We start from the raw sequence: 22,419 nt of genomic DNA on the forward strand, positions 1-22,419 counted from the left end.
TCAGCAAGTCTGCCCGGTCGGCCGTGCGCCTCTCCCCTCAGTTGGGAGAAGAACCAAATTCTTGCCGTGCACGTCGGCCATGTAGGCGTCCAGCGCGGGATCGTCGGCGATCAGCAAGGGCTGGTGCGAATGGGGTGATTGCATGGCGGGCTCCGGCGGCGGTCGGGACCATTCTCGCCGGGCGGCGGCCGGCGGGCATGATCGGGATCAATCCATGGTGCGATAATCCCCGCCATGGATACAGCCCAGGACAAAGCCGGCACCACCCACTTCGGTTTCCGCGACGTGCCGGTGGCCCAGAAGCAGAAGCTGGTGGCCGAGGTGTTCACCTCGGTGGCCGCCAAATACGACCTGATGAACGATGCCATGAGCCTGGGCATCCACCGGCTGTGGAAGCGCTTCTTCGTCGCCACCTCGCAGGTGCGCAGGGGCGACCGCGTGCTGGACCTGGCCGGCGGCACCGGCGACATCGCCGCGCTGCTGAAGGACCGAGTGGGCGAAACCGGCGAACTGGTGCTGGGCGACATCAACGGCGACATGCTGCGCGTCGGCCGCGATCGCATGACCGACCGTGGCTTTGTCCGCGGCTTCGAATACGTGCAGTGCAACGCCGAATGCCTGCCATTCCCCGACGCCAGCTTCGACCTGGTGACGATGGCCTTCGGCCTGCGCAACGTCACCGACAAGGACGCCGCGCTGCGCGAGATCGCGCGCGTGCTGAAGCCGGGCGGGCAGGCGCGGGTGCTGGAATTCTCCGAGGTGCAGGCCGAATGGTTCCGGCCGATCTACGACTTCCACTCGTTCAAGGTGCTGCCGAAGCTGGGCAGCCTGTTCGCCGGCGATGCCGAGAGCTACCAGTACCTGGCCGAGTCGATCCGCAAGCATCCGCCGCAGCGCGAGCTGCAGGCGATGATGGAAGCGGCGGGGCTGGCGCGCTGCAGCTTCCGCAACATGAGCGCCGGCATCGTCGCCATCCACACCGGCTACAAGGTCTGAGCCCGTGGCCGGCCCGGAACTGAAGAACTTCCGCGACAGCCCTTGGCGCTATTCGCAGTTCGTGCTGCTGGGCCTGCTGCTGGCCGGGCTGGTGAAGTGGCTGAGCCCGCTGGGCTGGCCGGCCTCGCTGGGGATCGGTGCGGTGCTGGGCGTGGCCTACCTGCTGTTCGAGAAGAAGCGCGGCGTGATCTGAGCGCGATGGACACCCCCGCTCCGCCCGACATCCGCCTGGAACCGAGCTGGAAGGCGCGCGTGGGCGACTGGTTCGGACGCGAGGACATGCGCGCCCTTGCCGCCTTCCTGCGCCAGCGCAAGGCCGCCGGCGCCACCATCTACCCGCCGGGCGGCGAAATCTTCGCCGCCTTCGAGGCCACGCCGTTCGACGCGGTGAAGCTGGTCATCCTGGGCCAGGACCCCTACCACGGTGCCGGTCAGGCGCACGGGCTGTGTTTCTCGGTGCGTCCGGGCGTGCCGGTGCCGCCGTCGCTGCTGAACATCTACAAGGAACTGGAGCGCGATACCGGCTTCATCCGTCCCGACCACGGTTGCCTGCTGCCGTGGGCGCGGCGCGGCGTGCTGCTGCTCAACAGCGTGCTGACGGTGGAGGACGGCAAGCCCGGCAGCCACCAGGGCCGCGGCTGGGAAGGGTTCACCGACCACGTGGTGGACGTGCTCAACCGCGAGTGCGAGCAATTGGTGTTCCTGCTCTGGGGCAGCTACGCGCAGAAGAAGGGCGCGGTGATCGACGGACGCCGCCATCGCGTGCTGAAGGCGCCGCACCCCTCGCCGCTGTCGGCGCACCGCGGCTTCCTCGGCTGCGGCCATTTCTCGGCCGCCAACCAATACCTGACCCGTTGCGGAAAGACCCCGATCGACTGGACTCTGCCGCCGCGGGCGCTGCTCACGACGACCTGAAGCGTTCGCCCAGCCAACGGCCCAGATGCCGCTTGGCGGCGCCCACCGCCACTTCCAGCGCGTCGCCCAGCGCCAGCCCGGCCGCCACCGCCGCCGACAGCGTGCAGCCGCTGCCGTGGCCATCGGCACCGATGATCCACGGCGCGGCGAAACGCTGCACCGACTGCGGCTGCACCAGCAGGTCCACCGCCTCGGTCAGCGGCGCGTGGCCGCCCTTCATCAGCACCGCGCGCGGGCCCAGCGCCAGCAGTGCGCGGCCTTGCGCCAGCATCTGCGCCTCGTCCTGCGCGCGCGGCGCCTCCAGCAGCGCGGCGGCTTCATCGAGATTGGGGGTCAGGCAATCGGCCAGCGGCAGCAGCTCGCGGCGTAACGCCGCCACCGCGTCGGCGCGCAGCAGCCGCGCGCCGGAGCTGGCGATCATCACCGGGTCGATGACGACCGCGGGGGCGCCATGCTGGCGCAGGCTGGCCGCCACCGCTTCGATGATCGCCGCCTCGGCCAGCATGCCCAGCTTGACCGCGCGCACCGGCTCTTCCTCGAACACCGCATCGATCTGGTCGCGCACCAGCAGCGCCGGCAGCACCTGCAGCGCGCGCACGCCGCTGCGGTTCTGGGCGGTGACCGCGGTGATCGCGGTGGCGCCGCGCACGCCCAGCGCGGCAAACGCGGCCAGGTCGGCCTGGATGCCGGCGCCGCCGCAGCTGTCGGAGCCGGCGATGCTCAGCGCCAGCGGCTTCATGCGCGGCCCCGCGTAGCCCGCAGCCAGTCGCGGGTGCGCGCGTCGGGATCCGTGTGGCGGGTGATGTCGCTGACCATCGCCACCGCGTCGGCGCCGGCGTCGAAGCAGCCCTGCGCACGCTCCAGGGTGATGCCCCCGATCGCCACCAGCGGCAGCGGGCCGATCCGCCGCTTCCACTCGCCGACGCGCGGCAGGCCCTGCGGCGGCCATGGCATCCGCTTCAGCGTGGTCGGATATACCGGACCCAGCGCGATGTAGTCAGGCGCCTGCGCCAGCGCGCGCTCCAGCTCGGCATCACTGTGGGTGCTGAGGCCCAGCCGCACGCCGCGCCGCCGCAGCGCCGGCAGGTCGGCGCCGTCCAGGTCCTCCTGGCCTAGATGGACGAAGTCCGCACCGGCGTCCAGCGCCAGCTGCCAGTGGTCGTTGACCACCAGCTGCGCGGCCCGGGCGCGGCAAGCCGCCAGCGCGGCACGGATCTCCGCCAGCAGGCATCCGCCGGCCGCGTCCTTGATCCGCAGTTGCACCAGCTTCACTCCCAGCGGCAGCAGGCGCTGCACCCAGGCCGCGCTGTCGACCACAGGGTAGAACGGATCGAGCCGGCTCATGCGCGCCAGGCCTGGCCGATGACCGGCGTGGACGGCTCGGCGAAGTCGCGCACCGGCATCGGCCCCGCGGCATGCGCGGCGTGGCCGGCGCGCACCGCATCGGCGAACGCGCGCGCCATCCGCGCCGGGTCGGCGGCCAGCGCCACCGCGGTGTTCGCCAGCACCGCGTCGAAGCCCAACTCCATCGCCATCGCCGCGTGCGAGGGCAGGCCCAGGCCGGCGTCGACCACCAGCGGCAGACCGGGAAAGCGCGCACGCAGCGCGCGCAGCGCGAACGGATCGGCCAGCCCGCGGCCGCTGCCGATCGGCGCGCCCCACGGCATCAGCACCCGGCAACCAGCCTCCAGCAGGCGCTCGGCCACGCCGAGGTCGGCGGTGGTGTAGGGGAATACCTGGAAGCCCTCGTCGCAGAGGATCCGCGCCGCTTCCACCAGCCCGAACACGTCCGGCTGCAGCAGCTCGCCTGCGCCCAGCACCTCCAGCTTGATCCAGCGCGTGCCGAACAGCTCGCGCGCCATCCGCGCGGTGGTGACGGCCTCCTTCACCGAATGGCAGCCGGCGGTATTGGGCAGCACCCGCACGCCGAGGCCACGGATCAGCGCCCAGAACGCCTGGCCGGCGCCGGCCTGCGCGTTCTCGCGGCGCAGCGACACCGTCACCACGTCGCAGCCGGCGCCGCGCACCGCTGCGGACAGGACCGCCGGCGAGGGATAGCGGGCGCTGCCCAGCCACAGCCGCGAGCCCACTTCGATGTCGTACACCCGCATCTCAACCTCCCTGCATCGGGGCGAGGACTTCCAGCGCGTCGCCGTCCCGCAGCGCCTGCGCCCCGCGCTGGCCGGCGGGCACGAACACGCCGTTGAGGGCGGTGGCGACATGCGCCCCGCGATAGCCCAGTTCCAGCAGCGCCTGCGCCAGCGTGGCGGCTTCGACGGCGCGCGTTTCGCCATTGACCTGCAGCTGCATCACGCCGCCTCCAGCAGGCGCGCGGCGGCCTGCCGCGCCAGCGCCGGGGCCAGCAGGTAGCCGTGGCGGAACAGCCCGTTCAGATGCCAGCGGCCGTCGCGCCGCTGCAGCCGCGGCAGGTTGTCCGGGAAGGCCGGACGCAGGCCGTGGCCCAGCTCGAGGATGCGCGCCTCGGCCAGCGCCGGATGCAGCGCGTAGGCGGCGTTCAGCAGTTCCATCACCGCGCGCGCGCTGGGCGCGCCGGCATCGTCGCTTTCCAGCATGCTGCCGCCCAGCATGCAGCGACCGTCGCCGCGCGGCACCAGATAGTGCATGCCGCGCGGGTGCAGCAGCCGGATCGGGCGCGAGAAGCGCACCCCGTCGCTGTGCAGCAGCAGCATTTCGCCGCGCACGCCGCGCAGCTCCGGCAGGCGGTCGCGGGCGGCGTAGCCGCGGCAGTCCAGCAGCGTGCGGCCATCGTCCGGCTGCGCGCGCGCATCGACACCGCAACGGACTTCCACGCCCAGTTCCTGCACCCGCACCGCCAATGCCGCCAGCGCCGCGCGCGGATCCAGGTGCGCTTCGTCGGCGAAGAACAGGCCCTGGCGGAAGCGCCCGGCCAGTTCCGGCTCCAGCGTGGCCACGCCATCGGCGTCCAGCCGGCGGTAGTTGTCGCTGCGCTGGGCAAAGGCTTCCAGCTCGCCGGCATCGCGCGCAGCGGCCAATACCAGCGTGCCGTTGCGGACGGTGCCGGGGTACTGCCGCGGCCACCAGTCCAGCGCCTGCCGGCCCAGTTCGGCCACCAGCGGTTCAGCGCTGACGCATTCGCACCACGGCGCCAGCATGCCGCCGGCAAAGCGGCTGGCAGCCTCGCCGCCGGGCTGCGCGCCCAATTCCAGCACTTCCACTTCGGCACCCGCCTGCGCCAGTTCCAATGCCGCCGCCAGGCCGGCCACGCCGGCGCCGAGCACCCGCACGCGCGCGCTCACGGCGCGGCGTCCACGTACAGCTCGCCCCCGCCGGCGATGAACTCCGCCGCCTTCGCCTGCATCCCGGCATCGGCCTCGCCGCGCAGCTCGTGGCTGAGCTGCATCGAGCAGAACTTCGGCCCGCACATCGAGCAGAAGTGCGCGCTCTTGTGCGCGTCCTTGGGCAGGGTGGCGTCGTGGTAGGCGCGCGCGGTGTCGGGGTCCAGCGAGAGGTTGAACTGGTCTTCCCAGCGGAACGAAAAGCGCGCCCGCGACAGCGCATCGTCATGCGCCTGCGCGGCCGGATGGCCCTTGGCCAGGTCGGCGGCGTGGGCGGCGATCTTGTAGCTGATCACGCCGGTCTTGACGTCGTCGCGGTCGGGCAGGCCCAGGTGCTCCTTGGGGGTGACGTAGCAGAGCATGGCGGTGCCGAACCAGCCGATCATCGCCGCGCCGATCGCCGAGGTCAGGTGGTCATGGCCGGGCGCGGCGTCGGTGGTCAGCGGGCCCAGGGTGTAGAACGGCGCGTCGCTGCACGCTTCCAGCTGGCGCGTCATGTTGTCGCGGATCCTGTGCATCGGCACGTGGCCGGGGCCTTCCACCATCACCTGGCAGCCCTTGTCCCACGCCACGCGGGTGAGCTCGCCCAGGGTGTCGAGTTCGGCGAACTGGGCGGCGTCGTTGGCATCGGCAATGCTGCCGGGGCGCAGCCCGTCGCCCAGCGAGAAGGACACGTCGTAGCGGCGCAGGATGTCGCAGATCTCGTCGAAGCGTTCGTACAGGAAGTTCTCGCGGTGGTAGCGCAGGCACCAGCGCGCCATGATCGAACCGCCGCGGGAAACGATGCCGGTGACGCGCTTCGAGGTCAGCGGCACGTGCGCCAGCCGCACGCCGGCATGGATGGTGAAGTAGTCCACGCCCTGCTCGGCCTGCTCGACCAGGGTGTCCTTGAACACCTCCCAGTCCAGCCTGGCCGGGTCGCCGCCCACTTTTTCCAGCGCCTGGTACAGCGGCACCGTGCCGATCGGCACCGGCGCGTTGCGCAGGATCCAGCCGCGCAGGTTGTGGATGTTGCGGCCAGTGGACAGGTCCATCACCGTATCGGCGCCCCAGCGGATCGCCCACACCAGCTTTTCCACTTCCTCGGCCACCCCGGACGACAGCGCCGAATTGCCGATGTTGGCGTTCACCTTCACCAGGAAGTTGCGCCCGATCACCATCGGCTCGAGTTCCGGATGGTTGATGTTGGCCGGCAGGATGGCCCGGCCTTTGGCGATTTCCTCGCGCACGAATTCCGGCGTCACCAGCGCCGGCAGCGCCGCACCGAACGACTCGCCTGCCGCCAGCCGCTGCTTTTCCTCGTCGCTGGCGGCGATGCGGCCAAGGTTTTCGCGATGGGCGGCGTAGACCATTTCCTCGGTGACGATGCCGGCGCGGGCGAACTCCAGCTGGGTCACCGGCTGGCCCTCGTTGCCGCGGCGCAGCGTGCGCGCCGCCGGGCAGGCCGCGACCAGCCGCTCGCCGCTGGCGAAGCCGTTGTCTTCAGGGCGCAGCGTGCGTCCTTCGATGGTTTCGAAGCCGCGCGCCGCCAGCCAGCTCTCGCGCAGCGGCGACAGCCCGGCGGCAAGGTCGATGGCGGCGCCGTCCTCGGTATACGGGCCGGAGGTGTCGTACAGGTGCAGGCGCGGCGTCTGCGGGTCGTCCAGTGCGATCTCGCGCAGCGGCACGCGCAGGCCGGGGTGGCCGGGGGGCGACAGATAGACCTTGCGCGAACCGCGGATCGGGCCGGTGGTGACGGCGCCCGGACGGGCGGGGGGTGCTTGCATGTGGATCTCCTCCTCGTGAAGCGGCGGGAGATCCGGGATTGACGATGCAACGGCAGGCAGTGCCGGTGGCACTGCGCGTGTTCTTCCGTTCCTACGCCGGCATGACCCGGATCAGGTGCAAGGGTCAGCTCGACGCTTTCTCAGCCCCGTACGGGGCTCCCCTCGGAATGGCCGCAGCATCCGCGGGCACGCCGATGCTGTCAAGCGATGGCCGGGGCGAGGTGGTAGATGCGGATGCCCGTCGGCAACACCGCGGGCGTGGGCGGTCGCAGCCGGTCAAACCAAACGGAAGTTGAACGCGCAATCGTTCCATTGATGCAACGCTCAGAACTTACCGCGCGGTCAGCAGTCAGAGAATGCGACTGCTAGAATCGAGGCCATGAGGGAAACCATGACGTCTACCGCGCTTGTCGCCAACAACCTGCCGATCCCCAGCGCCATCGGCTCGCTGGAGGCCTACATCAGCGGCGTGCACCAGATCCCGGTGCTGTCGGTCGAGGACGAGCAGCGCCTGGCCCATCGCCTGCGCGAAGACAACGACATCGCCGCCGCGCAGGAACTGATCCTGTCGCACCTGCGCTTCGTGGTGCACGTGGCCCGCGGCTACAGCGGCTACGGCCTGCAGCTGGGCGACCTGATCCAGGAAGGCAACATCGGCCTGATGAAGGCGGTCAAGCGCTTCGACCCGACCGTCGGCGTGCGCCTGGTCAGCTTCGCGGTGCACTGGATCCGCGCCGAGATGCACGAGTTCATCATCAAGAACTGGCGCATCGTGAAGGTGGCCACCACCAAGGCGCAGCGCAAGCTGTTCTTCAATCTGCGCAAGAGCAAGACCCGACTGGGCTGGCTCAACGCCGAGGAAGTGCGCGCGGTGGCCAAGGACCTGAACGTCTCCGAGCGCGAAGTGCTGGAGATGGAATCGCGCCTGTCCGGCCGCGACATCGGCTTCGACGCGCCGGACGATGCCGACGACGACCACGCCCCGCCGGCGCCGGTGAGCTATCTGGTCGCCCATGACGGCGACCCCGCCGCCGCCTACGAATCCGCCGACAGCGAAGCAGACCAGCTGGACGTGCTGCGCGAAGGCATGGCCCGCCTCGACGCCCGCTCGCGCGACATCATCAAGCGCCGCTGGCTGGACGCCGACAGCAAGGTCACGCTGCAGGAACTGGCCGACGAATACGGCGTCTCCGCCGAGCGCATCCGCCAGATCGAGGCGAACGCGCTGAAGAAGATGAAGGCGCTGTTCGCGGCGTAAGCGCGCTTCGCCATCGACGCAACACCGAACGGCCCGGAGCGATCCGGGCCGTTTTGTTGTTTAGACTCGCAAAACCACCGAACAACCCCGCTAACCATGACCCAACGCAATCGCGTCGATTTTTCTGCATTCAACGAGCAAGCCGACCTGCCCTTCCAGCTGAGACTGAAGGACTTTGAGCTTGCGATGCAAGATATTTATGATTTCTTCCACGACGTGAATGCCGCCCTAATCGACAAGGGCTTGCAACGGATGGACGACATGTTGCGGCCCGCCATCATGTCCGGTCTGCTGTCCGACATGCTCACTGCTAGCGTGGCGCGCCACTCCAGAACGCTGACCGAGAACAAATACTTCAACGGTCACCCTGATCTGCTCGTGAAAGGCGTGTACGCCGACAATGCCGTGAAGTCCGGCACGGAGGGCGTCGAAATCAAAACGACTCGGAAATCCGGCGGCGCGGTCGATACTCATGGCGCGCGCGACCAGTGGATGTGTGTTTTCGTCTATGTCATCGACGACAAAACCGAGCCGGCCAATGCGCGGAAGCCGATGGCATTCACCGAGGTCTATCTCGGTAAAGTCGTGCAAGAAGACTTCAGAAAGAATGCACGCGGTGAACTCGGAACCAGAACAGCAACGCTCCACAAAGAAGGCGTTGCGAAGTTGCGATCCAACTGGATCTACAGGCTTCAGACCTGAAGCTTAGCCAGCTTCGGAAGAGCCGTTTGCGCAAGACGGAAGTATTCCGGGTCACGCTCAACACCAATGCTCGCATAGCCCACCGCTTCCGTCGCAGCCAAGGTTGACCCCGAACCCGCGAACGGATCGCAAACTATTCCTCGCCCAAGCGGAAGGGATGCACGCACGAGCGTTCGCAGGAACTCCTGTGGTTTCAGACTGGGATGAGGCGCAATGGATCGTTCACGTCCCCGCGTTGGGGCTGAAGCAATGACATCTCCGAAAGGTTTGTCATCGGATGGCCGGCGAAACCCACCCGTTCCCCATTTCCGGAGATTGTCCTGAACCCGGCCCTCCAACGGCTTGCGGAAAGTCAACCACGGCTCCCACATGGAGCGAGGCATCACACTGACATCGGGAAACTCCTCATGCGCGCCCTTCGGGCGATCTCCCCCTCGCATGGTCATGACCAGGCGGATGATCTCGCCCCTGCGCTCCAATCCCGCCTTCGCAAGCGCGGTGGAGACGACATGGGAAAGCAGCGGGTTGGACGCCACGACCACATTCGCGCCGGGCACCAACGCACGCAGAAGCAATTTTCCCCATTGCAGGAAGAACTCCTCCAGCGCGATGACATCCTGCGGCGAAAGTACGGTGAATCTTGGCAGCGGCGTGCGTTTAGCACCGTCGAACGAAGGCGGTATCCGCCACACACCGCCTTTCCCACCACGCAGCTTGGCTTGTTCAGTATCGCTGTATTCGATCAGACCATAAGGCGGGTCTGTCACCACTGCATGCAATGAACAGGCATCGCGGGCACGCAACCATTCGAAGCAATCGGATCGAACGAGTAGCGATGAGCCATAACGGAAGAGTTCAGGGCTGGTGCTTGTAGATGCCTTGTTCTGTTCGAACGGATCGAATTGTGAAGCATCGAACAGATCGTCATGCAGGCGATAGACGCCGCGCTCGCTACGAACGAAGTAACGTCCGGCATTAAGATTCAAGTAAGAGCGGATCGAAGAGGCGGGTGTTGGCCCGATCGTATCGTTCACAGCTTCGACGATGTCCTTGACGGATGCTCCCTTGGGTCTTGCCGAAAGCGCGCGAATGATGGAGTCGCGTACTGCACCGGGCATTTGCTTCATGAGTGGGCTGCCATTTTCATTCTTAAAGAGAGAATAGACGTCAAGACGTCTTTATTCAATGGAGCCAGAGCTTGCATCGTGCTGGTCTCATCCGATGCGAATGAATATGTACTGCACACCAATTTCTTTCCTCAGTCCCGCGGCCGCGCCACCGGCAACCGCCAGCCGTGGCGCAGCGCCATCCAGCGCAGGCCGAAGCAGGCCAGCGCGCCGGCGACCATCGCCGGATGCTGCGGCAGGTGCAGGGCCGAGGCCAGCGCGACCACGCCGCCGCCGGCCAGCGCGGCCACCGCGTACAGCTCGGCCTGCAGCACGACGGGCGTGCGCGCCACCAGCACGTCGCGGGCGATGCCGCCGCCGATGCCCGTCACCATCCCCAGCAGCATCGCCGCGAACGGCGACAGCCCGAACGCCAGCGCCTTGCCGGTGCCCAGCACCGCGAACAGCGCCAGCCCGGCGGCATCGAACAGCTGCACCGGGTTGCGCAGGCGCTCGATCGCGGCGGACCAGCGGAACGTGACCAGCCCGGCCAGTATCGCGGTGACCAGGTAGCGCCAGTCGGCCAGCGCGGCCGGCGGATGCGCGTCGATCAGCACGTCGCGGATGACCCCGCCCGACACCGCCGCGGCGCAGGACAGCACCAGCACGCCGAACAGGTCCAGCCGCTGGCGTACCGCCAGGGTGCCGCCGCTGAGGGCGAACACGAAGGTGCCGATCAGGTCGAACACGAGCAACAGGGTGGACATGGGATTGGGGTTACTCCGCCGCCGGCCGATCGCGGCCTTCGCCCAGGATGATCCGCGCCCCGCGCTGGTAGCTCCAGTAGGCCCACCACCAGTTGAGCAGCACGACGAGCCGGTTGCGGAAGCCGATCAGGAAGAACACGTGCATCACCAGCCAGAACCACCAGGCCAGCAGGCCGGAGAAGCGCAGCGTGCCGAGATCGACCACCGCCGCCATGCGGCCGATGGTGGCCAGGTTGCCGTAGTCCTTGTAGGCGAAAGGCGGCGGCAGCACGCGGCCGGCCAGCCGCGCGCGGATGACCTGCGCGACATAGCGACCCATCTGCTTGGCCGCCGGCGCCACGCCGGGCACCGGCCTGCCATCGGCGCGTGCCAGCGCGGCGAGATCGCCGGCGACGAAGATGTCCGGATGCCCCGGCACGCCGAGATCGGGCCGCACCTGCACGCGGCCGGCGCGGTCCAGCGGCACGCCCGGCATCGCGCCCAGCGGTGACGCCGCCACGCCCGCCGCCCAGACCACCGTCTTCGCCGGGACGAAGGCATCGCCCAGCGCGTAGCCGTCCGCGGTGATGTCCTTGACGGGCGTGCCCAGCGACACTTCCACGCCGAGCCGCTCCAGCTGCCGCCTCGCCTTCTCCGACAGCGCTTCCGGAAACGCCGCCAGCACGCGCGGCCCGGCCTCGACCAGGCGCACGCGCGCCGTCGACGGGTCGATGTTGCGGAACTCGTTCTTCAGCGTGTGGCGGGCGATCTCCGCCAGCGTGCCGGCCAGTTCCACGCCGGTGGGCCCACCGCCCACGATGGCGAAGCTCAGCCACGCCTGGCGTTCGGCGGGATCGGTCGCCGCTTCGGCGCGCTCGAACGCCAGCAGCAGCTTGCGCCGCAGGTCCAGCGCATCGTCCAGGGTCTTCAGCCCCGGCGCGTGCCGCGCCCAATGCTCGTTGCCGAAATACGCATGGGTCGCGCCGCTGGCCACCAGCAGGAAGTCGAAAGCGAGCGCGCCACCGTCGTCGAGGGCCACGCGCCTGGCACCGGGATCGATGCCGGTCACCGTGGCCATCCGCACTTCGACGTTCTTCTGCCTGCGCAGGATGTGCCGCAGCGGCGCGGCGATGTCGGGCGCGGACAGGCCGGCGGTGGCGACCTGGTAGAGCAGCGGCTGGAACAGGTGGTGGTTGCCGCGATCGACCAGCACGATCTCCACCGGCGCCGATGCCAGCGCGCGCGCCGCCCACAGGCCGGCGAAGCCGCCGCCGACGATCACCACGCGCGGCCGGGTCGCCATCGCCGCGGCGTCAGCCCAGCTGCGCCGCGAGCAGCGCTTCCAGCTGCTGCTGGTCGGCGGCGAACTTGCGGATGCCTTCCTCCAGCTTCTCGCGGGCCATGGTGTCCTCGTCGTGGCGGGCGCGGAAGCCGGCCTCGTCCAGCGCCGCCGGGGGCGCTACACGTCCGCCTTCCTCGTCCAGCGCACGCGCCACCGGCGCGTTCGAGCGCTCCAGTTCGGCCAGCAGGTCGGGAGAGATGGTCAGCCGGTCGCAGCCGGCCAGGGCCAGTACCTGCCCGGTGTTGCGGAAGCTGGCGCCCATCACCACGGTGTCGTAGCCGTGCTGCTTGTAGTACTGCCAGATGCGCGTGACCGACCGCACGCCGGGGTCGTCCTGCGGCGCGGCTGGCGGCGCCATGCCGTTGGCCAGGTGCCAGTCGAGGATGCGGCCGACGAAGGGCGAGACCAGGTACACGCCGGCCTCGGCGCAGGCCACCGCCTGCGCGAACGAGAACAGCAAGGTCAGGTTGCAGTGGATGCCTTCGCGCTCCAGCCGTTCGGCGGCGCGAATGCCTTCCCAGGTGGCGGCGATCTTGATCAGCAGGCGGTCGCTGCCGATGCCGGCATCCGCGTACAGCCGCACCAGCCGGTGCGCCCTGGCCACGGTGGCCTCGGTATCGAAGCTCAGCCGCGCGTCGACCTCGGTGGACACGCGGCCGGGGATCAGCTTGACGATCTCGCTGCCGATCGCCACCGCCAGCCGGTCGCAGGCGTCGCCCACCGGATCATCTCCGCTGGCCGCCGCCGCGCTGGCGGCCAGGTGCGGGGCATACGCGGGCAGCGCCGCGGCCTTCAGCAGCAGCGAGGGATTGGTGGTGGCATCCATCGGCATGAAGCGGGCGATGGCCTCGATGTCGCCGGTATCGGCGACCACGGCGGAATGCGTGCGGAGCTGGTCGAGCTGGGATTTCACGGACGATCCGGTGCTGCATGGGGACGCCGCATTGTAGGACCGCGACCGCGAAGGGTCAGTACAGGTCCAGCGGGTCCACGTCCAGCGACCAGCGCACCCGCCGCGCCTCCGGCGCCGCGTACAGCGCGGGCACCGCCCCTTCCAGCGCAACGTGCAGGGCGGCGCGTGCCGGCGCGGCCAGCAGCAGCTGCGAACGCACGTAGCCGGCGCGGCGCGGCATCGGCGCCGGCAACGGGCCATGCAGGTCGATGCCGCTGCCCTCCAGCAGCGTCTTCGCCAGCTGCAGGAACTGCAGCGGCAGTTCCGCCTGCTTGGCCTCGGCGCGCAGCAGCGCAAGGTGCGCGAACGGCGGAAAACCGGCCGCTTCGCGCAGCGCCAGCTCGCCGTCGGCAAAGGCGTGATAGCCGCCGCCCACCAGCGTCTGCAGCAGCGGATGCTCCGGGTGGTGGGTCTGCAACAGCACCGTGCCGGGACGGTCCGCCCGGCCGGCGCGGCCGGCCACCTGGATCAGCAGCTGCGCAAGCTTCTCACCGCTGCGGAAATCGGCCGAGAACAGGCCCTCGTCGATGCCCACCACCACCACCAGCACGAGGTTGCCGAGGTCGTGGCCCTTGGCCAGCATCTGGGTGCCGATCAGGATGCCGGGGCGGTTGCCCAGCGCATCGAAGTGCTTCTGCAGTCCATCGCGCTGGCCGGTGCTGCCGCGGTCGATGCGAATCACCGGCACGTCGTCGAAGCGAGCCTGCAGCTCGGCCTCGATCCGCTCGGTGCCGTTGCCCTGCGGCTGCAGCCCCAGGCTGGCGCAGTCCGGACAGGCCGGCGGCGACGGCCGGCGGTGGCCGCAGTGGTGGCACTGCAGGCGCTTGCCGTGGGCGTGCACGGTCATCGCGGTGGGCCGCTCGGGGGTGCTGCAGCGCGGGCAGTGCGCGCTCCAGCCGCAGTCGTGGCAGAGCAGCACCGGCGCATAGCCGCGGCGGTTGCGGAACACCAGCACCTGCCCGCCGCCGTCCAGCGCCGCGCGGATCGCCGCCAGCGCCTCCTCGGACAGGCCGGCATGCAGCGGCCGCTTGCGCACGTCCAGCACCCGCACCTGCGGCGGCCGCGCGTCGCCCGCCCGCTGGCGCAGGCGCAGCAGCGCGTAGCGGCCGGACTGCGCGTTGTGCAGCGTCTCCAGCGACGGCGTGGCGCTGCCCAGCACCACCGGCACGGCCAGTGCGCGGGCGCGCACGATGGCGAAGTCGCGGGCGTGGTAGCGAAGGCCGTCGAACTGCTTGTAGCTGCCGTCGTGCTCCTCGTCGACCACGATCAGGCCGGCCTCCGGCAGCGGCACGAACACCGCCGAACGGGTGCCCACGATCACCCGCGCCTGTCCGCTGGCGGCGGCCAGCCAGGTCGCGGCGCGCTCGCTGTCGTTCAGGCCAGAATGCAGCGCGTGCACCGGCACGCCCAGGCGGGTGCGGAAGCGCGCCAGCGCCTGCGGCGTCAGGCCGATTTCCGGCACCAGCACCAGTGCCTGCCTGCCGCGCGCCAGGCAGTCGGCGATCGCCTGCAGGTAGACCTCGGTCTTGCCGCTGCCGGTGACGCCGTCGAGCAGGAACGGGGCGAAGCCGGCGGCGCCGCGGATCGCGTCGATCGCGATCTGCTGCTCGGCGTTGGGCGCAAAGGCAGCGGAGGAAACGGGGGCGGGTTCACTTCCACGCGGAACTGAACCCGATCCCGTTCCGGTGGTTTCCAGACGCACCACCAGTTCGCGCTCGCGCAGCGCGCGCAGCGGCGTGCGCCAGCCGGGCGCGGCAACGTCCAGCCAATCCTCGTCGCGCAGGATCTGCAGCAGTTCCGCCAGCGCCCTGGGCCGGCCGGGGCGCATTGCCGGCAGCGCGGTGCGGCCGGCTTCGTTCAGCGCCCAGCCGTAGCGGGCCATGTCCGGCAGCGGCTCGCCGCGGCGCAGCGCCGCCGGCAACGCGGCGGCCAGCACCTCCCCCAGCGGCGCATGCAGATAGCCGGCCAGCCAGCGCAACGAGGCCAGCAGCTCACCCCGCAGCAGCGGCGCCGCATCCGGCGCGTCCAGGGCGGCGCGCAGCTCGACGCCCGGATCCGCCTGGCCATGGCCGACCACCAGCCCGCAGACCTCGCGCTGGCCGAACGGCACCCGCAGCCGCGCGCCCACCGCCACCAGCGCGGCGTCCACGCCGGGCGGCGGCAGGTAGTCGAACAGACGCGGCAGCGGCACCGGCAGGGCCACGCGCAGGATCGCGGGAGCAGTCATCCGGTCAAGTCTAGCCCCGGCGGCCATCGTTCAGCTTGCGGCGCACACCTGACCCCGCGCTCACCTCTTCCATGCAAGTGGCTGTTATTGCAGGAAAAGGAGGCTTATCCACATCGACTGTGGATAAGTCTGTGCATGGGGCCCGTCCACTGCTGCGCAAGCGCCGTCCCAGCGTCCTTTGGTTCAGCTGGACAAAAAATCGCCACATTCGGATTTTCTTTATCAATCAATTACTTGACCGTGGAACACGGTACCGGGCAGCGCTCCCGTTAACGTGGAACCCAGCTTTGTGACCGTCTCTTCACGGCTGTGCACAACTGCTCCGCCCGCAGCCCGCGCCGGTGCTGGCGGAGCCACCGTGGCAGAGGGTGTCAAGCCATTCCGCGCCGGGGCGTGGAAGGGCATTTGTGTGGGCCAGCGCACGGAATTCCGCGCAAGCGGCTGTTTCTGCCCGGAAAACCCCGGTTATCCCCACCACCTGTGGATAAGCCTGTGTGCGACGCCGGGAAGACCTACCGCAAGCCAGCAGCAGCGCCCCCTGCGTGATGCTGGTCAAATTTTCATCGCTGCATCGATGCCTTTCAAAATCAAACAGTTGCGCCAAGCCTGCGCGGCCCGGAAAACGCCGGTGGCCGGTGCTGCCGGCGTTGCCGCCCGCCCCATGCCGCTGTGCACAACTGGCGCGGCTGCGCCGACCATGCGCTCGCTGAAGCCTGCCCGTCCGGCGTCGCCAGCAGGCGGCCGGCGCCGGAAGCGGCCGCTATAAGATGGATGGGTGCCGATTGCCCCGACATGACCAGAGCCAGTCCTCCTGCCCCTCCATCCGCGGCGGTGGCCGCGTTCCTGCGTGGCCTGGATCGGCGCGCCCGCCTGCTGGCGCTGGTGCAGTGCGGCGATGCCGTCGCGGCGACGCGCGCGCTTGAGGCGGCCGGCCGGGTCTTCGCCGGCGAGGCCGGCCAGTGGCCGATCGCGCAATGGCCGCGGCAGTACTGGCGGCTGCTGCTGAGCGCGCCGACCATGCGGCAGACGGCGGGCACCGCGGCCGCCGGCCCGCTGCCCGGGATCGCGCGGCTGCCGCCCCCGGTGCGGGCAGCCCTGCTGCTGCATCTGGTGGGCGCCCTGGAAGATGCCGATGCCGCTGCGGCGCTCGGGATCGAGGTCGAGGCCTACCAGCTGCGCATCCGCGATGCGTTGCCGCGCGACGCGCTGGGCCAGCCCGACCTCGACGTCTGGCGCGCTTGGCGCGCGGCCGCGCAGCGGGCGCTGGACGCCTTGCCCGACGCCGCGCCTGCGGCCGGCGCGGCGTCCGCTGCCGCGACGCCGGCCGAACAGCCTGCAGCCACTGCGCGCCATCGGCGGCGCCTGCGCTGGCTGTGGCTGGGGGTGGCGCTGTGCGTCGTCGCCCTGGTGGGCAGCTTTTTCCTGCACCCGCGCGGCCGCGAGCTGCTGGATCACTGGCGCAATCATGTGCAGGTGGCGCCGCTGCCCCCCGCCGCTGCGCCCAAGGCACGCTTCGACCCCACCGATCCGGCCCTGCACCCCGATCGCGACCTGCTGGCCGAGCCGGGCACCGTGCAGCTGGCCCTGCAGCTGCCGCTGCTGGCCTGGCTGGCGGTGGAGGCGCCCGACGCGCTGCCGGCGCCGCCGTTGGCCGCGTCCTTCGCGGACACCGCCTCGGCGGCAGCTGCCGAGCCGGCCGCGGTCACCCGCCTGTCCGAGCGCATGCGCGCCTGGGACCGCCTGTCGCCGCTGCAACGCGCGCAGCAGCGCGGCGCGCTGGCGGAATGGCAGGCTCTGCCGGCCGACGAACAGGCCCTGCTGCGCCGGCTGGCGGCGCGATTGGCCGCGCTGCCGGCGGCCGAGCAGCAGGCCCTGCGCGAACGCTACGCGGCGCTGTCGTTCGACGCCCATCGCGGTTGGCACCTGGGGCCGCGGCTGGGCAAGGACTGGCCGCGCATCGCCGCATTGTTCGCCTACGTCGAAGCCGGCGAGCGCGAAGCCCTGCTGCGGCTGCTGCGCGCCGCGACCGCCGAGGAGCTGGATACCCTGGCACGGCTGGCGCAGATCACCCCGCCGGACGCCCGCGCGGCGCTGCGTCGCGAGCTGCTGGCGCAGCCGCCCCCGCAGCGCTCGGCCTGGCTGCGTGCGCGCCTGCAGCAATAGTGCTGCACCGGCGCCGCTTCGGGCACGGGATCCGCCGCCCCACCGCCCGCGCTTCGATGAAGCCCGGCAGCGCCAGCATTTGCGCCGTGTGTGCCGGCAATCAGCGGTGGCGAGCCACAATGCCGGCGTCGACCTCGAGATTGACCTCGCAGGTCACCGCGCTCACATCGCCACCAGCCCGATCGCCATGCTGGCCAGCACCGCGAAGCTCAGCAGCACCGAGTAGCAGGTGCCCAGCACGAAGTACTTCAACACGGTCATCGGCCAGCCCTGCGCGTACACGCGCTTCTGCATCAGCAGCAGGTAGGCCGGCATCCACGCCAGCAGCAGGCCTTCCGCCCAGGCGAACAGCGTGGCCAGCGCGCCCTCGCCCGGCGCCAGCCACTGCGCCAACGCGCGCACCAGCAGCACCAGCAGCAGGTCCAGGCAGAGGAAGGCGTGGCTGTGCAGCGCCACCACCAGGTGCTCCATGTACAGGCGGCGCTTGAAGACATAGGCCAGCTTCAGCATCAGCGCGAAGACCGGCACCAGCACGAACAGGGTGGTGGGCACCGCGCCGAGCGCCGCGTCCTTGAATGCCGCCGGGTCCTGCTTGAGGCGGGCGATGTTGCTGCTGCCGCGCGCCAGCTGCGCATTGAGCCAGCGGTCGGCGAAGCCGGGCAGCGAGGTGTCGAGCGGATTTTTCTTCTCGTCCCAGCGACTGTCGTTGAAGCGTACGTCCAGTGCGTTCTCCCGGTCGGTATCCGCGACCGGCGGCGGCAGTCCCGCGGCCTGCGCCTTCTGCAGCTCGGCGATGCGCGCGGCGGCGGATTCGCGCAGCACCTGTTCGCCAACCTCGACGCCGGGGATGCCGGTGGCCGCCGCGGTGCCGGTCATGCCCTGCTTCACCTTCGCCAGTTCCGCCAGCTTGGCGTCGCGCACCTGTTCCACCTCGGCCACGGTGGTGGCCCTGGCAATGGCGTCGCCATCGCCGAGGTTGATATTGGGGCCGTCCAGGGTCAGCTGGGCCACGAAGAAGGCCAGCACGGCCAGGAAGAAGAACAGCCGGAACGGGGTGACGTAGCGGATCTGCCGGCCGGCGAAATATTCGCGGGTGAGGAAGCCGGGTTTGGCGAACAGCGGCGGCAGCGTGCGGAACACGCGGGTGTCGAGGTCGAACACGCTGTCCAGCACGTCGCCGAACAGGTTGCCGAGTGGCCGCACCAGCCCTTTCACCGGCTGTCCGCAGGCATGGCAATGGGGGCCGTGCAGGGCCACGCCGCAGTTGCGGCAGTGCGCTTCCAGCGCAGTTTGCGGGTCGGGTTCGCGAACGGGCGGCTGGCTCATCCCGGTAGAATGACAGGCCGCGCGGCGCCGGCGCCAGCGTGCGCCCCTGTTTCCCGGTACGCCCATGCCCACCTTCCTTTCCCGCCTGCGCACCGACGCGGGCCGCACCGCCCGTCTGGCCGCGCCGCTGGCGGCCGGGCACCTGTCGCACGGGCTGGTCGGCTTCGTCGACGCGATGGTCGCCGGCCACCACGGCACCGCCACCCTGGCCGCGGTGTCGGTGGGCTCGGCGCTGCTGTGGCTGCCGATGCTGGCGCCGATGGGCACGCTGATGGCGCTGCCGCCGGCGGTCTCGCAGCTGGACGGCGGCAGCCGCCGCGCGCAGATCGGCCCGCTGTTCCGGCAGGCGCTGTGGCTGGCGCTGATGCTCGGGATCGCGCTGCTGGCGCTGCTGTCGGCGCTGCCGCTGCTGCTGGGGCCAATGGGCATCGCGCCCGACATCGTGCCGGGCGTGGTCGACTTCCTGCACGCGGTGCGCTGGGGGATCCCGGCCTTCACCCTGTACCTGTCGATGCGCTACCTCAGCGACGGCCTGCACTGGTCGCTGCCGACCATGCTGCTGGGCTTCGGCGGGCTGTGCCTGCTGGCACCCACCGCCTATGTGCTGACCAACGGGTTGTTGGGCCTGCCGGCGATGGGCGCGGCGGGGATCGGGTGGGCAACCACGCTGATGTTCTGGATGCAGGCGCTGGGCTTCGCGCTGTATCTGGGGCGCAGCCGCCGCTTCGCCGACCTGCAGCTGTTCGCGCGCTGGGAATCGCCGCGCTGGGCGGCGCAGCGCGAACTGCTGCGCAACGGCCTGCCGATCGGCGTCACCGTGACCATGGAGGGCGGGCTGTTCGCGGCCACCGCGCTGCTGATCGGGCGGCTGGGCGAGGTGCCGGCGGCCGCCCACCAGGTGGCGCTGAACGTGGCCACGCTGTGCTTCATGCTGCCGTTCGGCATCGCCGAGGCCACCACCGTGCGGGTGGGCCACGCGCTGGGCCGCGGCGACCGCGACGGGGTGCGCACTGCCGCCTTCGCAGGGCTGGCGCTGGCGCTGTGCACCCAGCTCTGCTCGGCGCTGCTGATGCTGGCCGGCCACGACGCCATCGCCGCGCTGTACAGCGCCGACCCGGCGGTGATCGCGCTGGGCGGCAGCCTGCTGCTGTACGCGGCGCTGTTCCAGCTCCCGGACGGCGTGCAGGTGGTATCGGCCGGCGCGCTGCGCGGGCTCAACGACACCCGCGTGCCGATGTGGATGGCGGCGCTGGCCTACTGGGGCATCGGCATGCCGGTCGGCGCCGGCCTCGGCCTGTGGCTGGGCTGGGGGCCGCGCGGGATGTGGCTAGGCCTGACCGCAGGCCTGCTGGTGGCGGCGGTGCTGCTGTGCCGGCGCTTCCTGCGCAGCAGCGCGCGCCTGCCGATGCCCGCCCCGGCGCCCGCATCGTCGATCGCACCGCCGTCGGTCACCGTGACCGATGCCGCATGAGCCCGTCACGCCGCTCGGCTAGCATTCCCACACTGGCCGCCGCTGCGCGGCCCGCATTTCCCGGAGCACTGCAATGAACGAACCGCGCCGCCGCGGCCCCATCGTCCGCCTGGCCGTCGGCCTGTGGGACGCCGTCAACTTCAGCCGCCGGCTGGTCTTCAACCTGCTGTTCCTGCTGGTGCTGGCGATCGTGCTGGTGGCGCTGTTCGGCGGCGGCAAGCTGGCGCCGCTGGAGCAGCGCTCGACGCTGGTGTTCGCGCCGGAAGGCCGGCTGGTGGAGCAGTACAGCTGCGACCCGTTCAGCCGCAACCTGGCCCGCGCCACCCGCAGCGGCGACTGCCGGGAAGTGCGCCTGCGCGACGCGCTGCGCGCGCTCGACGCCGCCCGCACCGACAAGCGCATCGAGCGCGTGGCGCTGTACCTGGACGACCTGCAGCCCAGCGGCTTCGCCTCGCTGCGCGACGTGGCGGCCAAGCTGGCCGCGATCCGCGCCGCCGGCAAGCAGGTGATCGCCTATGGCGACGCCTACGGCCAGGGCCAGTACCTGCTGGCCGCGCAGGCCAGCGAGATCTACCTCGACCCGATGTCGCCCGGCGGGGTGATGCTGGACGGGCTGGCCTCGTACCGGCAGTACTACCGCGAGGCGCTGCAGGACAAGCTCGGCGTGGACATGCACCTGTTCAAGGTCGGCGAATACAAGTCCGCCGCCGAGCCCTACATCCTCGATGCCGCCTCGCCCGCCTCTAAGGAAGCCGACCTGTTCTGGATGGGCGACCTGTGGAAGCGCCTGCTGGCCGACGTGGGCAAGGCGCGCGGGCTTGATCCCGCCACCCTGGAAAGCTACGCCAACACCCTGCCCGAGCAGGTGGCGGCGGCCAACGGCGACCTGGCCCAGCTGGCGCTGCGGCAGAAGCTGGTGACCGCGCTGAAGACCCGCGAGGAGGTCGCCGGCCTGCTGACCAAGCGCGGCGTGGCCGACGACAATGCCGACGGCGGGTTCCGCCAGGTGGCGCTGACGACCTACCTGCAGCACCTGGATGGCACCCTGCCGCAGGCCGACACCCGTCCGCAGGTGGCGGTGGTGGTGGCCGAGGGCGAGATCGCCGGCGGCGAGCTGCCGCCGGGCAAGGTCGGCGGCGAATCCACCTCGGCGCTGCTGCGCGAGGCCCGCGACGACGACGACGTGAAGGCGGTGGTGCTGCGGGTGAACTCGCCCGGCGGCGAGGTGTTCGCCTCGGAGCAGATCCGCCGCGAGGTCGAGGCGCTCAAGGCCGCCGGCAAGCCGGTGGTGGTGTCGATGGGCGACGTCGCCGCATCCGGCGGCTACTGGATCAGCATGAATGCCGACCGCATCTATGCCGACGCCTCCACCATCACCGGATCGATCGGCATCTTCGGGCTGTTCCCCACCCTCGACCGCACCCTCGGCAAGCTCGGCGTGCACACCGACGGCGTGGCCACCGCGAAGTACGCCGGTGCGTTCGACATCACCCGGCCGCTCGATCCCGGCGTGGCCAGCACCGTGCAGGCGGTGATCGAGAAGGGCTACCGCGATTTCACCGGCAAGGTGGCCAAGGCGCGCGGCAAGACCGTGGACCAGATCGACGCGGTGGCGCAGGGCCGCGTGTGGAGCGGCGCGCAGGCGCAGCAGCGCGGGCTGGTGGACGCGCTGGGCGGGCTGGGCGACGCGGTGGCCGATGCCGCCGCGCGGGCCAAGCTGGGCAAGCCCGACCGCTGGCAGACCGTGTACGTGGAAGAACGCACGGTGCCGCTGTCGCAGATGCTGTCCGAGCTGATGCAGAGCCGCGCAGGGCTGGGCCTGCTGCGCGGCACCGGGCTGGGCGAACTGCTGCTGGCCAGCCGCGCCCACGAACAGGCGCCGTTGCGGTTCGTGCAGGCCGCGCTGGAACAGCGCGGGCAGGCGCGGGTGAAGGCGCTGGCCTACTGCTTCTGCGAACCGATGTGAGCGTGATGGCGACCGGTGCATTGATCCGGTCGCCCCGTCTCCCCTGTAGGAGCGCACGGAACGGGCGCGAACGCTTTCGCAGGATCACGCAAAGAGCATCGCGCCCGTTCCGTGCGCTTGTGTCTTGTCTTTGCCCTAGTGTTGCCAGTGAGAGCGGAGTGCGGGA

Annotated in this window: 21 protein-coding genes and 1 riboswitch; of the genes, 8 read left to right on the forward strand and 13 right to left on the reverse strand. The window is 70.5% G+C overall.

Annotation, left to right across the window (positions count from 1 at the left end):
- The first annotated feature begins 234 nt into the window (after positions 1 to 234).
- From ubiE to ung, 3 genes are read left to right on the forward strand one after another with little or no spacing between them, the layout of a single operon-like run.
- Positions 235 to 996, forward strand: a complete 762-nt coding sequence (ubiE, locus tag SPK54_RS12405; RefSeq protein ID WP_330948201.1) for a bifunctional demethylmenaquinone methyltransferase/2-methoxy-6-polyprenyl-1,4-benzoquinol methylase UbiE — start codon at positions 235 to 237, stop codon at positions 994 to 996.
- A gap of 4 nt (positions 997 to 1,000) precedes the next feature.
- Positions 1,001 to 1,189, forward strand: coding sequence for a hypothetical protein (locus tag SPK54_RS12410; RefSeq protein ID WP_330948202.1), 189 nt, complete (start codon positions 1,001 to 1,003; stop codon positions 1,187 to 1,189).
- Between the two features lie 5 nt (positions 1,190 to 1,194).
- On the forward strand, positions 1,195 to 1,911 hold the full coding sequence (gene ung / locus SPK54_RS12415; RefSeq protein WP_330948203.1) for a uracil-DNA glycosylase: 717 nt from the start codon (positions 1,195 to 1,197) through the stop codon (positions 1,909 to 1,911).
- Here ung and thiD read toward each other — a convergent pair.
- From thiD to thiC, 6 genes are read right to left on the reverse strand one after another with little or no spacing between them, the layout of a single operon-like run.
- Positions 1,898 to 2,650: a bifunctional hydroxymethylpyrimidine kinase/phosphomethylpyrimidine kinase gene (thiD, locus tag SPK54_RS12420; protein ID WP_330948204.1), complete on the reverse strand. Its 753-nt coding sequence runs from the start codon at positions 2,648 to 2,650 to the stop codon at positions 1,898 to 1,900. The genes ung and thiD overlap by 14 nt on opposite strands.
- Positions 2,647 to 3,255, reverse strand: a complete 609-nt coding sequence (locus tag SPK54_RS12425; protein ID WP_330948205.1) for a thiamine phosphate synthase — start codon at positions 3,253 to 3,255, stop codon at positions 2,647 to 2,649. The genes thiD and SPK54_RS12425 overlap by 4 nt, the downstream gene beginning before the upstream one ends.
- The gene (locus SPK54_RS12430; RefSeq protein WP_330948206.1) at positions 3,252 to 4,022 is read right to left on the reverse strand and encodes a thiazole synthase; all 771 of its coding nucleotides are present in this window, start codon (positions 4,020 to 4,022) and stop codon (positions 3,252 to 3,254) included. The genes SPK54_RS12425 and SPK54_RS12430 overlap by 4 nt, the downstream gene beginning before the upstream one ends.
- 1 nt (position 4,023) lies before the next feature.
- Positions 4,024 to 4,221: a sulfur carrier protein ThiS gene (thiS, locus tag SPK54_RS12435; RefSeq protein ID WP_330948207.1), complete on the reverse strand. Its 198-nt coding sequence runs from the start codon at positions 4,219 to 4,221 to the stop codon at positions 4,024 to 4,026.
- Positions 4,221 to 5,189 (reverse strand): FAD-dependent oxidoreductase, encoded by a 969-nt coding sequence (locus tag SPK54_RS12440; protein ID WP_330948209.1) that lies wholly within the window; start codon positions 5,187 to 5,189, stop codon positions 4,221 to 4,223. Before SPK54_RS12440 ends, thiS begins: the two co-directional genes overlap by 1 nt.
- Positions 5,186 to 6,994 carry a phosphomethylpyrimidine synthase ThiC gene (thiC, locus tag SPK54_RS12445; RefSeq protein ID WP_330948210.1) on the reverse strand — a complete coding sequence of 603 codons (1,809 nt, stop codon included), beginning with the start codon at positions 6,992 to 6,994 and terminating at the stop codon, positions 5,186 to 5,188. Before thiC ends, SPK54_RS12440 begins: the two co-directional genes overlap by 4 nt.
- Positions 6,995 to 7,065: 71 nt before the next feature.
- Positions 7,066 to 7,167, reverse strand: a riboswitch (TPP riboswitch).
- 206 nt (positions 7,168 to 7,373) lie between these two features.
- Here thiC and rpoH point away from each other — a divergent pair.
- On the forward strand, positions 7,374 to 8,252 hold the full coding sequence (rpoH, locus tag SPK54_RS12450; protein ID WP_330948211.1) for an RNA polymerase sigma factor RpoH: 879 nt from the start codon (positions 7,374 to 7,376) through the stop codon (positions 8,250 to 8,252).
- Between the two features lie 96 nt (positions 8,253 to 8,348).
- Positions 8,349 to 8,954, forward strand: a complete 606-nt coding sequence (locus SPK54_RS12455) for a hypothetical protein (protein ID WP_330948212.1) — start codon at positions 8,349 to 8,351, stop codon at positions 8,952 to 8,954.
- Here the strand turns inward: SPK54_RS12455 and SPK54_RS12460 are convergent.
- The 6 genes from SPK54_RS12460 to SPK54_RS12485 form a co-directional block, all read right to left on the reverse strand.
- Positions 8,945 to 10,081: a DNA methyltransferase gene (locus tag SPK54_RS12460; protein ID WP_330948213.1), complete on the reverse strand. Its 1,137-nt coding sequence runs from the start codon at positions 10,079 to 10,081 to the stop codon at positions 8,945 to 8,947. The two genes, SPK54_RS12455 and SPK54_RS12460, sit on opposite strands and share 10 nt — an antisense overlap.
- 131 nt (positions 10,082 to 10,212) lie before the next feature.
- Positions 10,213 to 10,827, reverse strand: a complete 615-nt coding sequence (locus SPK54_RS12465; RefSeq protein WP_330948214.1) for a trimeric intracellular cation channel family protein — start codon at positions 10,825 to 10,827, stop codon at positions 10,213 to 10,215.
- 10 nt (positions 10,828 to 10,837) lie between these two features.
- Positions 10,838 to 12,109, reverse strand: a complete 1,272-nt coding sequence (locus SPK54_RS12470) for an NAD(P)/FAD-dependent oxidoreductase (protein WP_330948215.1) — start codon at positions 12,107 to 12,109, stop codon at positions 10,838 to 10,840.
- A gap of 10 nt (positions 12,110 to 12,119) precedes the next feature.
- The gene (gene tal, locus SPK54_RS12475) at positions 12,120 to 13,061 is read right to left on the reverse strand and encodes a transaldolase (RefSeq protein WP_330948216.1); all 942 of its coding nucleotides are present in this window, start codon (positions 13,059 to 13,061) and stop codon (positions 12,120 to 12,122) included.
- A 55-nt stretch (positions 13,062 to 13,116) separates the two neighbouring features.
- Entirely contained in the window at positions 13,117 to 15,327 is a 2,211-nt protein-coding gene (locus SPK54_RS12480; protein WP_330948217.1) for a primosomal protein N', read from the reverse strand.
- A 552-nt stretch (positions 15,328 to 15,879) separates the two neighbouring features.
- Positions 15,880 to 16,026 carry a hypothetical protein gene (locus SPK54_RS12485; RefSeq protein WP_330948218.1) on the reverse strand — a complete coding sequence of 49 codons (147 nt, stop codon included), beginning with the start codon at positions 16,024 to 16,026 and terminating at the stop codon, positions 15,880 to 15,882.
- Positions 16,027 to 16,119: 93 nt separating this feature from the next.
- On the opposite strand from SPK54_RS12485, the gene SPK54_RS12490 reads away from it, so the two are divergent.
- Positions 16,120 to 17,490 (forward strand): DUF3106 domain-containing protein, encoded by a 1,371-nt coding sequence (locus tag SPK54_RS12490; protein ID WP_330948219.1) that lies wholly within the window; start codon positions 16,120 to 16,122, stop codon positions 17,488 to 17,490.
- A 162-nt stretch (positions 17,491 to 17,652) separates the two neighbouring features.
- On the opposite strand, the gene SPK54_RS12495 is transcribed toward SPK54_RS12490, so the two are convergent.
- The gene (locus tag SPK54_RS12495) at positions 17,653 to 18,816 is read right to left on the reverse strand and encodes a DUF3667 domain-containing protein (protein WP_330948220.1); all 1,164 of its coding nucleotides are present in this window, start codon (positions 18,814 to 18,816) and stop codon (positions 17,653 to 17,655) included.
- Positions 18,817 to 18,880: 64 nt separating this feature from the next.
- Between SPK54_RS12495 and SPK54_RS12500 the strand changes: the two genes are divergently transcribed.
- Complete coding sequence (locus tag SPK54_RS12500) at positions 18,881 to 20,287, forward strand: MATE family efflux transporter (RefSeq protein ID WP_330948221.1); 1,407 nt, start codon at positions 18,881 to 18,883, stop codon at positions 20,285 to 20,287.
- Positions 20,288 to 20,360: 73 nt separating this feature from the next.
- On the forward strand, positions 20,361 to 22,253 hold the full coding sequence (sppA, locus tag SPK54_RS12505; protein WP_330948222.1) for a signal peptide peptidase SppA: 1,893 nt from the start codon (positions 20,361 to 20,363) through the stop codon (positions 22,251 to 22,253).
- The last annotated feature ends 166 nt before the right edge of the window (positions 22,254 to 22,419 follow it).

It is taken from the genome of Thermomonas sp. LB-4 (assembly GCF_036409385.1).
Lineage (GTDB): Bacteria > Pseudomonadota > Gammaproteobacteria > Xanthomonadales > Xanthomonadaceae > Thermomonas.